The organism is Limosilactobacillus sp., assembly GCF_040772465.1.
Classification (GTDB): domain Bacteria; phylum Bacillota; class Bacilli; order Lactobacillales; family Lactobacillaceae; genus Limosilactobacillus.
In genome coordinates this window covers 254017-268238 of record NZ_JAXGYB010000002.1, presented here as the reverse complement: position 1 = coordinate 268238, position 14222 = coordinate 254017, and the positions used below count along the sequence as shown (strand labels likewise).

Genomic DNA, 14222 nt, shown 5'->3' with positions numbered 1-14222 from the left:
CGAGACTCCTTCAGTCTTGCAGTTTTTATTTGTAAAGGCTTGCAACTCCTTTCTAATCGTGTTTACAATTGTAGACGTAACACGCAAAAATAATTATCAAGGTGAATTCATTTTGGACGTTTCAACTAGTCATCATTGGAAAATCCCGGCGATTTTAAAAACCTGGGGGCCGGGCTTAATTGTCATGTTGGCGGACACTGATGCGGGCTGTTTGATTACGGCGGCCCAGTCCGGTGCCCAGTGGGGTTACACGATGATTTTGCCGCAAATCGTTCTGATCCCGATTTTGTATATGGTGCAGGAAATCACGGTGCGACTGGGTATCGTCACGAAGAAGGGCCACGGTACCCTGATCCGCGAAAACTTTGGCCGGGGATGGGCCTGGCTCGCAGCCGGTACCTTGGCAATTTCGTCGATCGGGGCCCTGCTGACAGAATTTGCGGGCGTGGCCGGTGTCGGCCAACTTTTCGGCGTCTCTAAGTGGGTGACGATTCCGATTGCGACGGTGATCTTGATTGCGATCGCTTTTCTCGGGTCCTACCGACGAACCGAGAAGATCGGCATTCTCTTTGGTTTGGGTGAGTTAGCCTTCATCATTGCGATGTTGATGGTGCATCCTGATCTTCACGCCATGGGGCAGGGGATGCTGACCATCCCCTGGCGCCACTCATCTTACGTTTACCTGGTGGCTGCTAACGTTGGGGCAGTTATCATGCCGTGGATGATTTTTTACCAGCAATCGGCGATCGTCGATAAGCATTTAGCGGTGACTGCTATTAAAAAAGAGCGCCACGATACCTTCTTCGGAACGCTCCTCACGCAAGGGATTATGCTGGTCTTCATCATTACCTTTGCGGCCACGCTTTATCATAGTGGTGCACACCGCCCGCTTGGAACCGTCGTAGAAATGGCTAATGGGCTGGCACCATTTCTCGGCACCTGGCCAACTAGGATTTTGCTTGGTGTCTCCATGCTCGGTGGGGCAATGGTTGCGGCACTGGTCGTCGCTTTGGCCGGTACTTGGGGCATTACCGAAGTTCTGAACTGGCATCACAGCCTGAATGAACCCTTTAACCGTAAAAGTGCTGGTTTCTATATTATTTACGTCTTGGCTCACGTCATCGGTGCGGTTCTGGTACTGGTCAATTTCGATATCGTTGGCCTTGCGGTAACGGTAGAAGTAATCAATGCCTTGATGTTGCCGATCGTCCTTGGCTTCTTACTAGTTCTCGAAGCGACGGCACTGCCACCAAAATACCGGATGCACGGCTGGTATAAGTGGCTGGTTTGGATTTTGTCGGGAATCGTGATGGCTTTTGGGCTCTACATGATTGGCCCCACTTTACAGCTGTGGTAAACTGGGGAGAAACGAAAGCGAGTGAGGCTTATGCAAATTTACTTGCGTCAGTCAGTCGAAAGCGATGCTGAGGACATCATGAATGTAATTAACCAGGCCAAGGCTTTTCTGAAAAGCTATGGTAGTCCGCAGTGGCAGGATGGGCACCCCAACATGGGGATGATCAAGGCAGACATCGCAGCTGGGATCAGTTACGTTTTAATCGTCGACGGTCAAGTCGCAGGGACGGCCGCACTCCAAAACACACCGGACCCGAATTATAAGGATATCTATGACGGACAATGGGTCAAAGCTGATACACCATACGCAACGATTCACCGCATCGCGGTGTCGACCAAGCTACGTGGCCATCACCTAGCTAGTTATCTCTTGTCTAATTTGCTTTCTGCCGGCCTCGCTCAGGGTATCCACAATTTCCGTTACGATACCCACGCGGTTAATTTGCCGATGCAAAAGCTCGGCGAAGCGATGGGCTTTCAAAAACGTGGCATCGTCTACGTGCAGGATAAAATCGACCGCCGGCGGATCGGTTTTGAATTGAACCTATAAAATAAAGGACTTGGCAGGTTTATCGATGAAGCTTGCCAAGTCCTTATTTTAATTTTAGTGGTAAAGATCGAAGCGTCCCTTCTTCATCATCAATTTCATCCCGCCTAATTCCAGCAGTGATTTATCAACGATAATCTTCTTGAGAGCGGAAGCGGGGTAGCCTTTCAATGAAAGACTGCCGGTCGTTCCTAAGCCTCGAGTGTCGCCAACCGAAGCCACGGTGCCTTGTGAATGGTAGACATAATTGCTGGGGCGTTGTTGTTGCTTGAGCCGTGCGGTTAGATCTTCAGCAACGAAGGTGGCCATTGAGAGGGCAATCTGTGCGGTGGTTGGGTAAGGGCGCTTGCCCTGCGGTGGCATGACGGCTGCCACGTCGCCGATCAGATAAAGGTCGTCATGATCTGGATCGGTCAGGTGGCCCGTCACCATCACCCGGCCACGCCGTTGCTTCAGGCCAGCTTTGGCGATGACGGAACTGCCACTGACACCTGTAGTCCAAATGATGGTGTTTGCTTGGATTTGGTGCAGCGGTTGGTCATCCCCTTCGCCGGCTTTGCGATAGAGGACGACGCCGGGCTTGATTTCTTGGATGAGCGCTTGGGTGGTCACGGTTACGTCCAGTTTCTTGACGAGGCTGATCCCATAATGGGCAAGCTTGTCGTTAAACATCGGCAGGAGGCGGGCTGCTGCGTCGAGCACTTCGATGTGGATGTCTTCTGGGTTGACACCAGCTAGTTTGGCGTAACGTGGCCGGGCGTCAGCCAATTCACCAACCAGTTCAATACCAGTAAAACCAGCGCCGCAGACGACAATCTTCAAATCATTTGGATTATGGTCTTTTTGGTAGGCTTTCATCTGTTCTTCGATATGTTGATTGATGGCTTCAGCTTGCTTGACGTTGGTCAGCGGCAGGCTGTTTTCTTCGGCCCCCTTGATCCCAAACGTTTCGGAGATAAAACCGACGGCCAGCACGCAGTAATCATAATGCAGATCATCATGGTTGGCGAGTTGAACGGTTCGTGCATCCGGGTCAACGTTGATGACAGTGTCGACAATCAAAGTGGTTTGACTGGGGTTCAGCAGTGGCTGGATGTCAAAAGTGACCTTTGAAGTCGGGATGTTACCCGCTGCGACTTCGTGAATCATCGTGGCCTGGTAGTGGTAAGGCTCACGATTGACTAAAGTGATATGCGCTTGATCCTTTAACTTCTTCTGTAACTGAGTGACGGTGCGCAGGCCAGCATAGCCGGCACCGAGAACGACGATTTGTTTCATGTTTCTTCCTCCCGTTCCATATGCTTAAGTAATAATTACTTACTTACTTTTAGTATATCATTAAAATAAAAATATCCGACTATTCTGCTCATTATCTATTTATAAACGAAAGCACAAAATAGATAATTGACCAAAAATTGCCCTTTTGTTTAACATTTATAGGTAAAATCTTTTAAAATAAAGATTAGAGCAATTTGAAACGGGGGCGGCATCATGATTCACGAGATTAAAACGGTGTCCAATTATATTGAGGACATCGAAAAGCTAATCAATAATAGTCCGAAGGGGCGGAGTTATTACTACCGCGGTCAGGACAATAATTTCCGCAATACGCTGCCGGCTATCTTTCGCAGTCGGAAGTTATTAGATAATGAGGATAATCTGTTTAATGATTTCTTGATGGCCGACCCTTCGCTATTCGAAAAATGCCGGACTAATTTTGAGCGACTAGCGCTGATGCAGCACTTTCACTTGCCAACGCGTTTGCTAGACATCAGCACCAATCCTTTAGTGGCCTTGTTTTTCGCGACCAAAGGTGGCAACGGCAACGGGGAAGTTTATATTTACAAGGATCAGCCAAATTTCAATAAGCTCCGCGACATGCTCGACCTGAAGGGCTGGAACCACCTGATCCATGAATATACCAACAAAGTCCTTTTTAACTATCACAACTACTTTAAGAAGAACGCCTTTAGTAACGAGATGCAGCTCGAATGTTCCTTGGCCCGTCAGCCGATCCAGGTCAAGAAGGCCTTCTTCCAAGCAATCAATCAGTTTTACGATACTGATAACCGCTACATTGCTGATAAAAAGAGCCTTTGGAGTTATAGTTACTTTTCTTACTTTGAAGATGAGAATCCCAACCACTACTTTGACGACTTTAAGAAGGCAGTGGGTACGGTTCCGTTCCTGCAACTGTTTGACGAAGCCAAGCGGGATATTCCAAGCTTCAAAAACAAACTGAACCCACTGGAGTTGATTGTGCCGAAGATCGTCCGGATCAAGCGGATGAGCCGGCGGATGGAGAACCAGCACGGGATGTTTCTCTTTGTTCCGTTCGTCAGTGATGAATATGATGGTTCCATCAACATCGATTATGCCAACGTGGAACGGCAGGCCCAGATGTCGATTGACATCCTCAGCTTGTACAATTCGGATAATGAGGACGAGAAGGAAAAGTACATCATTCCTTACCGCTACAAGCACAGCATCCTAGAAGAGTTGTCACAGCTCGGCATTGATGAAGGTTTCATCTATCCGGATGATCACTCGCGGAAGGCTAACTTGATTAAGGAACGTTACCTCAACTAAATAAGAAACCGTCTGCTCTAAGTTGAGCAGGCGGCCTTTTCTATCTCCGTTGTGTCGATCTTAATGGTACAGGTCGAAACGTCCCTTGTGAATGACCTGTTTGGCCCCACCGAGTTCAAGCAGGGACTTATTCATGATCATCTTCTTTAAAACCGAGGCCGGATAGCCCATGTAAGAATGACCGCTTGCCATCCCCAGCGCCCGGGTATTGCCGATAGAGGCAACGGTCCCTTGTGAGTGGTAGCTGTAGGCATCGGGTCGCTCACGATTGTTCAGCCGGGCAGCGAGATCTTCGGCCACGTAGTTAGCCATTGAAAGGGCAATTTGGGCGGTCGTCGGGTACGGTCGCTTGCCATTTGGCGGCATGACCGCTGCGACATCACCGATCAGGTAAAGCTGATCATCATTAGGCGCTGTTAAATGCGGACTGACCATCACCCGGCCACGACGTTGCTGCAGTCCAGCTTGACCCACCAGTGAGCTGCCCGAGACACCGGTTGTCCAGATGATGGTTCCAGCCTGGGATTGATGAAGGGGAGTGGTGCTGTCTTCCCCGTCTAATCGATAATCGACGAGGTCGGGTTGGATTTTGTTGATACGGGCGTGTTGCGTGATCCGGATGTTGAGTTGATGCAGCAGACGAATCCCATAATTAGCGAGTGCATCGTTAAACATCGGCAGGAGCCGCTTGGAAGCATCGATCATTTCAATCTCAATTTGGCCGGGTTCGACGCCAGCTATCTTGGCGTAGCGGGGACGTGCATCTGCTAATTCTCCAGCTAACTCGATGCCGGTAAATCCGGCTCCACAGATGATGATGCGGAGATGGTTGGCATCGTGGTTTGGCTGGTAGGCGGCCATCTGGTTTTCGATATGTTCGTTGATCTGCATTGCTTGACGGACATTGGTCATCGGCAAAGAGTTTTCTTCAGCACCTTCGATGCCAAAGGTTTCAGAAACAAAGCCAAGGGCGACGATACAGTAATCGTAATGCAAGTCATCGTGGTCAATTAGGTGAACGAGGCGTGTTTGTGGAGAAAACGAGCTAACTCGGTCAACGATGAAAGTGGTCTTAGCAGGATCCACCAAATCGGCGATGTCAAAACAAATTTTTTCTGGCGGGATGTTCCCCGCTGCCACCTCGTGCAGGGCGGTTGTTTGGTAGTGATAAGGATTTTGGTTGATGAGGGTGATGTGAGCCTGACCATGAAGCAGTTTTTGCAGGCGGATGACGGTGCGTAAGCCGGCGTAACCGGCACCAAGAACGACGATGTGTTTCATGAGGAATCCTCCATTCTATTGAATCAATTCAGCCGTGCCCAAAAAAGCCATTTGGAACTGATCCTGGAGCGATGACGAAGTAGTTTCAAGTAATCCCAAATGGCTTTTGTTTACCTTTATTATATCATTAATTTCTAAATAGTATGAACCGTATCATTCTTATCTTATTATAATGCGACACAGAACTCGAATTGTATCAAAAAACCGCCTGCTCGACTGTGAGCAGGCGGCTTAGCTATCTAACCGATTAAAATTGTATCGTGCGGTGCCTCAAACGGGTGCTGCTTGTTGATGTGGTCATAAAAGAGCGTCCCGCGCAGATGGTCAATTTCGTGCTGGCACACGATGGCTGGATAATTCTTCAGGCGGATCTTGTGATCTTCACCATTAACGTCGGTGTAACGCAGGGTGATGCGATCGTGCCGGGGTACGTATCCCGGCACGTCTTTGTCGACGGAGAGGCAACCTTCGCCTTCGGTCAGGGCGCCATACTGGACGGATTCACTGACGATGACCGGGTTGATGATAACGTCTTTGAAACTAGGTGTCTGGTCTTCAGCGTCCGGGTCTAACGGTGGAACTAAGACGGCAGCCATCTGTTCGGATTTGCCCACTTGCGGGGCTGCTAAACCAACGCCGGCACGCAAGCCATACTTTTTGCATAATTTTTCGTCTTGGCTGACTTCTAGGTATTCCATCATATCGTGGGCCAGTTTCTTGTCTTCATCAGACAAGGGAAAATTAACTTTAGCCGCACGCTTCCGCAGAACGGGGTCGCCGTCGCGGACGATATCTTTCATTAGAATCAATTTCTTTACCTCCAACAGAAATATTCAATCGTTAATAGTTTATCACAATCTATTGAGCCACTGCTCGATTTCGCCTGATTCAATGCGACCATGGTAAAATAAAGGCGAAGGAGCGAAAATCATGCAAGGCAAAAGTTATTCATATCCCATCGACGAATCCTGGAATACTCAGGAATTAGAAACCGTGATTGCCATGTTTCGGCAGGTCGAAGATGCTTATGAGGTGGGGGTTAACCGCCAAAAAGTCCTTCAGGCTTACCGTCAATTCAAAAAAGTGATCCCAGCTAAATCGGAAGAAAAACGGCTGGGGCGCGAATTTGAAAAGACTTCGGGCTACGTACTGTATCGGGTAGTCAAAAAGGCACAAGACAGCAATGCGAAGCGGTTTAAAATGGAGTGATCACGATGGATATTAAAGAAATCGATGGAGAATTACAGCGGATGATTGTTCAGCTGGGGCAAAGCACTCAGCAAAGACGCGAAGAAAGTTTTAATATCAGTGAAAAGACGAGCTTTAAGGATCTGGTGACGACCGTTGATAAGGATAATGAGAAAACAATTGATGCCAAATTGCGACAATTAGACCCGGGCTGTCAAATCATCAGTGAAGAAGGGTTTGGCGACCATGTTCATGATTTAAAGGGCCACGTCTGGATCGTCGACCCGGTCGACGGGACGATGAACTTTGTCCAACAAAAGCGACGTTACGCGATCATGATTGCCCTTTATGTTGATGGTCAGCCGACGCTTGGCTATATCTTGGACGTTGCTAACCATGATCTTTACCATGCTTGGCGGGGACATGGCGCCTTTGTCAACGACCGTCAATTGAAGCAACCGAGTGATTCCAACCTGCATGATTCCCTGGTAGCCATCAACGGGGGGATGATTTTGAGTGGCAAGGCTCATTTGCGACAGGTCGGTGAAGCGGCGCGCGGATTACGTATGTACGGCAGTGCCGGCATTGAATTAACCGACGTCATCACCGGGCGTTTGGGCGCCTATCTTTCCTGGCTGAAGCCATGGGATTTGGCAGCAGGCCGGGTGATTGCGGAAGAGTTGGGTTTAGTAGTGCAAAACGTTGACGGTTCCCGACCTGATGTGCTATCATCTAATCTTGTATTAGTAGCGACGAGACAGGCTGCGCAGGACATCCACCAACTCGTGAATTAGCAGACCGACTGTGACCGCGCGTCACAGTTTTTTTACGGTCTTTCTTATTTGCGATGGTGAATGTTAGATGCTGGTCGTTACGTTAACCCTGCATATGAGAAAGGAAGAAACATTTTGAAATCACGTGATGATATTCGCAATATTGCGATTATTGCCCACGTCGACCACGGTAAGACGACCTTGGTCAACGAAATGCTGAAGCAATCTGACACGCTGCCAGAACATTTTGATATTCAGGATCGTGCCATGGACACGAATGCGATCGAACGGGAACGTGGGATCACTATTCTGTCAAAGAACACGGCTGTTAAGTACGGCAAGTACCAATTTAACATCCTGGATACCCCAGGCCACGCCGATTTCGGTGGTGAAGTTGAACGTGTTATGAAGATGGTTGATGGCTGTCTGTTGGTTGTTGATGCTTTTGAAGGCACCATGCCACAAACTCGCTTTGTTCTGCAAAAGGCTCTGGAGCAACACCTGGTTCCGGTTGTTGTTATCAACAAGGTGGACCGGAAGGGTGCCCGCCCGAAGGAAGTTGTCGACGAAGTACTGGACCTCTTCATCGAACTCGGTGCTGATGAAGACCAACTGGACTTCCCAGTTGTCTACACTTCAGCTATGAACGGGACTTCCAGTCTGGACGCCGATATTTCAACCCAGAAGCACACCATGAAGCCACTGTTTGACACGATCATCAAGACCATCCCGGCTCCAAAGGACAACTCCGACGAACCACTGCAGTTCCAAGTTGCTATGCTGGACTACAACGACTACGTTGGCCGTATCGGTATCGGTCGTGTCTTCCGTGGCAAGATCAAGGTTGGCGACAACGTTACCGTTATGAAACTTGATGGCTCCAAGCAAAACTTCCGGGTTACCAAGCTGTTTGGTTTCTTCGGACTGAAGCGTTTGGAAATTAAGGAAGCCGAAGCCGGTGACTTGATTGCCGTCTCCGGGATGGAAGACATCAACGTCGGTGAAACCGTCTGTGACCCTAACCACCTCGAAGCCTTGCCATTGCTCCGGATCGATCCGCCGACACTGCAAATGACTTTCCGGACCAACGATTCACCATTTGCTGGTAAGGAAGGTAAGTTTGTCACTGCTCGTCAGCTGGAAGATCGTCTGCGTCGTGAACTACACACTGACGTTTCCTTGCGTGTTGACGATACTGACGACCCTGGTGCATGGACCGTTTCCGGTCGTGGTGAATTGCACCTGTCCATCCTGATTGAAACGATGCGTCGTGAAGGCTATGAATTGGCCGTTTCGCGTCCACAAGTTATCTACCGTGAAATCGATGGCAAGATGTGCGAACCATTCGAAGAGGTTCAAATCGACACCCCTGATGATTACACTGGTGCCGTTATCGACAGCATGGCTCAACGTAAGGGTCAGATGAAGAACATGGAACCTTCACGTAACGGTCAGACCCGGATGATCTTTGAAGTGCCTTCACGTGGTTTGATCGGTTACTCCACTGAATTTATGACCCAAACCCGTGGTTACGGGATCATGAACCACACCTTCAAGGAATACGCCCCAGTTATCAAGGGCTGGAATCCTGGTCGGAAGAAGGGTGCTTTGGTTTCAATGAACGCCGGTAAGGCTACGACTTATGCCATGATGGGTATCGAAAGTCGTGGGACGCTGCTGATCGACCCAGGTACCGAAGTGTACGAAGGGATGATCATCGGTGTTAACAACCGTGAAAATGACATCACCGTTAACATCACCAAGGGTAAGAACTTGACCAACGTTCGTGCCGCTGGTTCAGATGAAAAGGCTTGGATCAACACGCCAACCCACTTCTCACTGGAACAATCACTGGAATTCCTGAACGAAGACGAATACTGTGAAATTACCCCAAAGAACATTCGTCTGCGTAAGAAGATCCTGAACACCAACGCCCGTGAAAAGGACGCTAAGCGGCGTAAGGCTGCTAACAACAAGAAGAAGTAAAATTTAAGATAATTTTACAAAGACCATTAGTTCTTGCTTGGCAAGGGCTAGTGGCCTTTCTTTTGTCTAGAGGTGGTCTTGTCCAAAGGTGTATAATAGGTTTCGATTTTGTTGCGCAAACGGAGGCTGAAATCGTTGTTTAAAAAAATTAGGCGAAAAATGCATTACTGGGATTGGATGATCGCCGGTCCGTACATCATCTTATCTTGTTTGGGGATTGTGATGGTTTACTCGGCTAGTGCGGGCATTCAGATGCAGAATGGTCAAAGACCGCTGAGCTACCTGATTCGTCAACTGATCTACGTCCTGATGGGTTTAGTGGTATTCATTCTCTTTAGCTCTGTCAGGCTCGATAAATTGCGGAATCCAGGTTTTTTGCGGTGGTTTTTCCGCATCCTTTTGGTGCTGTTGATCGTGGTCCGGGTTCACGGTGCCGCTATTAACGGGGCTCACGGTTGGCTGCACTTGGGGTTCTTTAACATCCAACCAGCCGAAGTCTGTAAGCTATTTTTGATTTTGTACCTTGCCAACCAGTTTGCCCACGTCAGCGAGCGGGGACTCTCTTACAAGAGCGCGCAAGCTTGGAAGCCGACGATTCTGCTGGGCGTTTTGCTGCTATTGATTATCATTCAGCCTGATATCGGTGGTTTCACCATTAACGCAACAATTGCGATCGTCATCGTCCTTGCTTCGGGAATTCCGTTGAGTATCTCGCTTTCTGTCCTGGGATTAGGTGTTTTTATGCTGGCTTTTGGCGTGCCGACGATGGCGCATGTCTTCGTCGGTCACATCCATAATTACCAGGCAGCGCGTTTCGTTGCCTTTATCGACCCATTCCAACATGCTCGGGGCATCGGAAGCCAGTTGGTTAATTCATATTACGCTATCAGCAACGGGGGCTTTCATGGCGCTGGTCTTGGCAACTCTATCCAGAAGATGGGCTATTTGCCGGAACCTAACACCGACTTTATTATGTCGATTATTGCTGAAGAATTAGGGTTGATCGGTGTGACCATCATCCTGGTTTTATTAGCAACGATTATTTTGCATACCGTGCGTTTAGGGGTCAAGACCCATTCGATGTATGAAGCCCTCGTTTGCTACGGGGTGGGTGCTTTTATTTCAGTTGAAACCTTGTTTAATATCGGTGGTGTCTTAGGCCTTTTGCCGATCACCGGGGTGACCTTCCCGTTCATTTCTTACGGGGGCTCCAGTATGCTGGTTCTGTGTGCCAGCATCGGTTTGGTGGAAAATATCAGTATTCGCCGTAAACGTGAGCAAATCAGAAAAAATTTGGATCAAGTATATGAATAAGGAGGTGGCAGTGTGGCATTTCAACCGACTTCAAGGCGTTCATTGATTGTTCATATTAAGTCAATGCGGGCGGTGCGGTCAGTACGTCACTATGGCAACCTTATCTACGTTTCGCGTAAAATGCATTACCTGGTGCTCTACGTCGACCAAAAGGAAATCGATAGTATCGCGGAAAAGATTACAAAATTGCGCAATGTCGATCGTGTTGAGCAATCTGCTTGGCCAGACCTCGATCCAGAACTAACGCAATTGCGTCAGGAAATGGATGTTCAGCATAACGAAGAGGATGATTTTAAATGAGAATTGTCGCTGGTGAATATGGTGGCCGACGTCTCAGTGCGGTTCCGGGGCGGGCAACCCGGCCAACTACCGATAAAGTTAAAGAAGCATTATTCAATATTATCGGTCCCTATTTTGATGGGGGTACGAGTCTGGATCTCTTTGCGGGCAGCGGTGGCCTCAGCATCGAAGCGGTTAGTCGCGGAATCGATCGTGCCGTGATGGTTGATCGTCAGTATGCAGCGATTCAAACTATTAAGAAAAACATCGCAGTGACTAAGCACATTGATAAGTTCGACGTGATAAAAAATGATGCCAATCGCGCGCTGCACTTACTAGCTAAGCATGACGAAAGTTTTGACATGGTCTTTTTAGACCCGCCTTATGCTAAGCAGCAAATCATTAAAAATATGCAGTCAATGGTCCGATTGGGACTGCTAAATAACAATGCCTTAGTGGTCGCTGAAACCGACCAACACGCTAATTTACCAACGGATCTTACTGCTTTTAGCTTGCAAAGACGGCAGACTTACGGTATTACAGTGTTAACTATTTATCGCTATGATGGAGGTAGCAAAGAATGAAAGTTGCAATTTTTCCAGGAACCTTTGACCCATTGACACGTGGTCACATGGACCTAATCAAACGTGGACGAGCACTCTTTGACCAATTAGCTGTGGCGGTGATGACGAACTCGACCAAGCACCCACTTTTTAGTATCGATGAGCGGGTGGCGCAAATTAAAGAAGCAACTTCAGGGATGAACAACGTTTCCGTGATCACCGCTTCTGGTCTGACCGTCAAGTTGATGAATAAGATCGGTGCAGACTATCTGATGCGGGGACTGCGCAACACAACTGATTTTCAGTATGAACGGGACATCGCAGCGATGAACAAGTTTTTAGACAAAGACGTCGAAACGGTTTTCTTCTTGGCTGATCCCAAGTACCAGCACCTGTCTAGCAGCCTTCTGAAAGAAGTTGCGATGAACGGTGGGGATATTTCTGAATACCTGCCAGGGCAGATCAACGAGGCCCTCAATGAACGTCTAAAGGAACGAAAACTCAAGTTGGTGACGGAACAAAATGAGCAAACAGAAACAAAGCACAAGTAAAAGTGACCGGCGGATTTTAAAACGGATCGGAATCGGGATCGCCATTGTCCTCTTTTTGGGCTGGTTCCTTTTCTGGCCGTTGAACCGCTACATTGAAATGCCGGGAAGCGCGGATAACCTGCGTTCCTACGTTACCGTCAAAGGACACCCAGATCACCGCAAGGGCAGCTTTATGATCACTTCGGTATACTTGGCGCAGGCACGTCCGGTAACCTGGGTCTGGGCTAAGTTCAATCCACACGCGACAATCGAAAGCGCCAACGATGTTACTGGTGGAACTAGTGGGCAGACCTACGAAAAAGTGCAGGACTTCTACATGCAGAGCGCAATCAACGAGGCAATCGCAACTGCTTATAAGGCCGCTCACCAGTATTACCGCAAGCAATACCTCGGCATCTACGTTTTGTCGATCCAGCCAAATTCCAAATTCAAGGGCAAGTTGCACGTTGGCGATACGATTACTAAAGTCAACGGGCATCACTTCAACACGGCTCATGGTTACCAACAGTACATTGGCAAGCGCAAAGTCGGTAGTAAGCTGACGGTTGATTTTCTGCATAACGGCAAAAAGAAAGAGGCGACGAGCAAACTTGTTCGTTTGTCTGGTGTTTCGCGGACGGGGATCGGTATCCTTTTGACGGACAACGTCAAAGTTCACACCAAGATTCCGTGCCGGATTAACCCGGGTCAACTCGGTGGTCCATCAGGCGGGTTGATGTTTAGTCTGCAGGTCTACCAGCAGTTGACCAACCGCAATTTGCGCCACGGGCAAAAGATTGCCGGGACAGGAACGATTAATCCTGATGGTTCCGTTGGCGAAATCGGTGGGATTGATAAAAAGGTCATTGCGGCGCACCGGGCTGGTGCCAAAATCTTCTTTGCCCCATACATCAAGCCGACGAAGACCATTCTTAAATATGAGGAAGGCCATAAGACCAACTATCAGATGGCGCGCGATACCGCTAAGAAAGAAGCACCAGGGATGAAAGTCGTCCCGGTCAAGAACTTCAACGATGCGGTTCACTACTTGCAAACTCATCATTAAAAAATTAAATGTATTCGACACCCCTTAGCGTACTTATATGCTAGGAGGTGTTTTTTGATGGAGTGGTTGCGCAATCTTTGGGATGATTACCGTCGTGAACTGATCACGGCTGCTGTGGTGATCGTGATCGTCGTCGCTTACTTGGTGACTCATGGCTTCAGTGGAGGCCTGCCCAGCAAAGTTCAATCTGATGTCCAACCGGTAGCGGCCAGTTCTCAAATGGTGAGTAGCAGTTCGCATCCAGGAAGTGGGAAGGTGGTTGTTGACGTCAAAGGCGCCGTCAATAAGCCAGGCGTTTATCACTTATCCCATGGCGCACGAGTGCAAGAAGCCGTTACGGCAGCTGGTGGTCTGCGCAATGATGCAGATAGCAACCAAGTTAATTTAGCTAAGCAGCTGCTAGACGCCCAAGCTATTTATATCCCGGCTAAAGGCGAACAGGCACCTACCGGGATGGGAACCGCGACGAGTGGCAGCCCTAGTTCTGGTGATTCATCGGCGACGACGTCAACCGATCGCGAACCGGTTAATCTCAATAGTGCAACCAAGGAGCAACTGACCACAATCACGGGCATTGGTGATAAAAAGGCCGACTTGATTTTGCAATATCGCCAAGAGCACGGGCAATTTAAGTCCATCGATGATTTAAAAAATATCAATGGCTTTGGCGACAAGACAGTCGATAAATTACGCGACCAGTTAGCAGTTTAAATCTCTTTGTTTTCGATCTTTGTCAGGGTGTACTATACT

The 14222-nt window shown here is 48.6% G+C and carries 15 protein-coding genes; 12 read left to right on the top strand and 3 right to left on the bottom strand.

What is annotated here, in order from left to right:
* Positions 1-109: 109 nt before the first annotated feature.
* Complete coding sequence (locus AB3114_RS03265; RefSeq protein WP_367341909.1) at positions 110-1357, top strand: NRAMP family divalent metal transporter; 1248 nt, start codon at positions 110-112, stop codon at positions 1355-1357.
* Between the two features lie 30 nt (positions 1358-1387).
* A complete protein-coding gene (locus AB3114_RS03260) occupies positions 1388-1906 on the top strand; it encodes a GNAT family N-acetyltransferase (protein ID WP_367341829.1) in 519 nt (172 codons plus the stop codon).
* 54 nt (positions 1907-1960) lie between these two features.
* Here AB3114_RS03260 and AB3114_RS03255 read toward each other — a convergent pair whose 3' ends face one another.
* Positions 1961-3181: an NAD(P)/FAD-dependent oxidoreductase gene (locus AB3114_RS03255; RefSeq protein ID WP_367341828.1), complete on the bottom strand. Its 1221-nt coding sequence runs from the start codon at positions 3179-3181 to the stop codon at positions 1961-1963.
* 213 nt (positions 3182-3394) lie between these two features.
* Here AB3114_RS03255 and AB3114_RS03250 point away from each other — a divergent pair, with 213 nt between their 5' ends.
* Complete coding sequence (locus tag AB3114_RS03250; protein ID WP_367341827.1) at positions 3395-4492, top strand: FRG domain-containing protein; 1098 nt, start codon at positions 3395-3397, stop codon at positions 4490-4492.
* Between the two features lie 60 nt (positions 4493-4552).
* Here AB3114_RS03250 and AB3114_RS03245 read toward each other — a convergent pair whose 3' ends face one another.
* Together AB3114_RS03245 and def are read right to left on the bottom strand one after the other, a co-directional pair.
* A complete protein-coding gene (locus tag AB3114_RS03245) occupies positions 4553-5773 on the bottom strand; it encodes an NAD(P)/FAD-dependent oxidoreductase (protein ID WP_367341826.1) in 1221 nt (406 codons plus the stop codon).
* 239 nt (positions 5774-6012) lie between these two features.
* On the bottom strand, positions 6013-6582 hold the full coding sequence (gene def / locus AB3114_RS03240) for a peptide deformylase (RefSeq protein ID WP_367341825.1): 570 nt from the start codon (positions 6580-6582) through the stop codon (positions 6013-6015).
* Between the two features lie 121 nt (positions 6583-6703).
* On the opposite strand from def, the gene AB3114_RS03235 reads away from it, so the two are divergent.
* From AB3114_RS03235 to AB3114_RS03195, 9 genes are all read left to right on the top strand, one after another.
* Positions 6704-6982, top strand: coding sequence for a UPF0223 family protein (locus AB3114_RS03235; protein ID WP_367341824.1), 279 nt, complete (start codon positions 6704-6706; stop codon positions 6980-6982).
* Positions 6983-6987: 5 nt separating this feature from the next.
* Positions 6988-7755 carry an inositol monophosphatase family protein gene (locus tag AB3114_RS03230; RefSeq protein WP_367341823.1) on the top strand — a complete coding sequence of 256 codons (768 nt, stop codon included), beginning with the start codon at positions 6988-6990 and terminating at the stop codon, positions 7753-7755.
* A 114-nt stretch (positions 7756-7869) separates the two neighbouring features.
* A complete protein-coding gene (gene typA, locus AB3114_RS03225) occupies positions 7870-9720 on the top strand; it encodes a translational GTPase TypA (RefSeq protein ID WP_367341822.1) in 1851 nt (616 codons plus the stop codon).
* 111 nt (positions 9721-9831) lie between these two features.
* Positions 9832-11034: an FtsW/RodA/SpoVE family cell cycle protein gene (locus tag AB3114_RS03220; RefSeq protein ID WP_367341821.1), complete on the top strand. Its 1203-nt coding sequence runs from the start codon at positions 9832-9834 to the stop codon at positions 11032-11034.
* Positions 11035-11046: 12 nt separating this feature from the next.
* Positions 11047-11334 carry a YlbG family protein gene (locus AB3114_RS03215; protein ID WP_367341820.1) on the top strand — a complete coding sequence of 96 codons (288 nt, stop codon included), beginning with the start codon at positions 11047-11049 and terminating at the stop codon, positions 11332-11334.
* Positions 11331-11897 carry a 16S rRNA (guanine(966)-N(2))-methyltransferase RsmD gene (rsmD, locus tag AB3114_RS03210; protein WP_367341819.1) on the top strand — a complete coding sequence of 189 codons (567 nt, stop codon included), beginning with the start codon at positions 11331-11333 and terminating at the stop codon, positions 11895-11897. The genes AB3114_RS03215 and rsmD overlap by 4 nt, the downstream gene beginning before the upstream one ends.
* Positions 11894-12427 (top strand): pantetheine-phosphate adenylyltransferase, encoded by a 534-nt coding sequence (coaD, locus tag AB3114_RS03205; RefSeq protein ID WP_367341818.1) that lies wholly within the window; start codon positions 11894-11896, stop codon positions 12425-12427. The genes rsmD and coaD overlap by 4 nt, the downstream gene beginning before the upstream one ends.
* Complete coding sequence (locus AB3114_RS03200) at positions 12399-13472, top strand: SepM family pheromone-processing serine protease (RefSeq protein WP_367341817.1); 1074 nt, start codon at positions 12399-12401, stop codon at positions 13470-13472. Before coaD ends, AB3114_RS03200 begins: the two co-directional genes overlap by 29 nt.
* 57 nt (positions 13473-13529) lie before the next feature.
* Positions 13530-14183, top strand: a complete 654-nt coding sequence (locus AB3114_RS03195; RefSeq protein ID WP_367341816.1) for a helix-hairpin-helix domain-containing protein — start codon at positions 13530-13532, stop codon at positions 14181-14183.
* Positions 14184-14222 lie beyond the last annotated feature (39 nt).

Bases quoted from the DNA above. Each gene is read 5' to 3' on its own strand.
- AB3114_RS03245 (WP_367341826.1), bottom strand. From the start codon at position 5,773: ATGAAACACATCGTCGTTCTTGGTGCCGGTTACGCCGGCTTACGCACC.
- AB3114_RS03250 (WP_367341827.1), top strand. From the start codon at position 3,395: ATGATTCACGAGATTAAAACGGTGTCCAATTATATTGAGGACATCGAA.
- AB3114_RS03230 (WP_367341823.1), top strand. From the start codon at position 6,988: ATGGATATTAAAGAAATCGATGGAGAATTACAGCGGATGATTGTTCAG.
- AB3114_RS03235 (WP_367341824.1), top strand. From the start codon at position 6,704: ATGCAAGGCAAAAGTTATTCATATCCCATCGACGAATCCTGGAATACT.
- AB3114_RS03260 (WP_367341829.1), top strand. From the start codon at position 1,388: ATGCAAATTTACTTGCGTCAGTCAGTCGAAAGCGATGCTGAGGACATC.
- coaD (WP_367341818.1), top strand. From the start codon at position 11,894: ATGAAAGTTGCAATTTTTCCAGGAACCTTTGACCCATTGACACGTGGT.
- AB3114_RS03200 (WP_367341817.1), top strand. From the start codon at position 12,399: ATGAGCAAACAGAAACAAAGCACAAGTAAAAGTGACCGGCGGATTTTA.
- AB3114_RS03195 (WP_367341816.1), top strand. From the start codon at position 13,530: ATGGAGTGGTTGCGCAATCTTTGGGATGATTACCGTCGTGAACTGATC.
- AB3114_RS03255 (WP_367341828.1), bottom strand. From the start codon at position 3,181: ATGAAACAAATCGTCGTTCTCGGTGCCGGCTATGCTGGCCTGCGCACC.
- rsmD (WP_367341819.1), top strand. From the start codon at position 11,331: ATGAGAATTGTCGCTGGTGAATATGGTGGCCGACGTCTCAGTGCGGTT.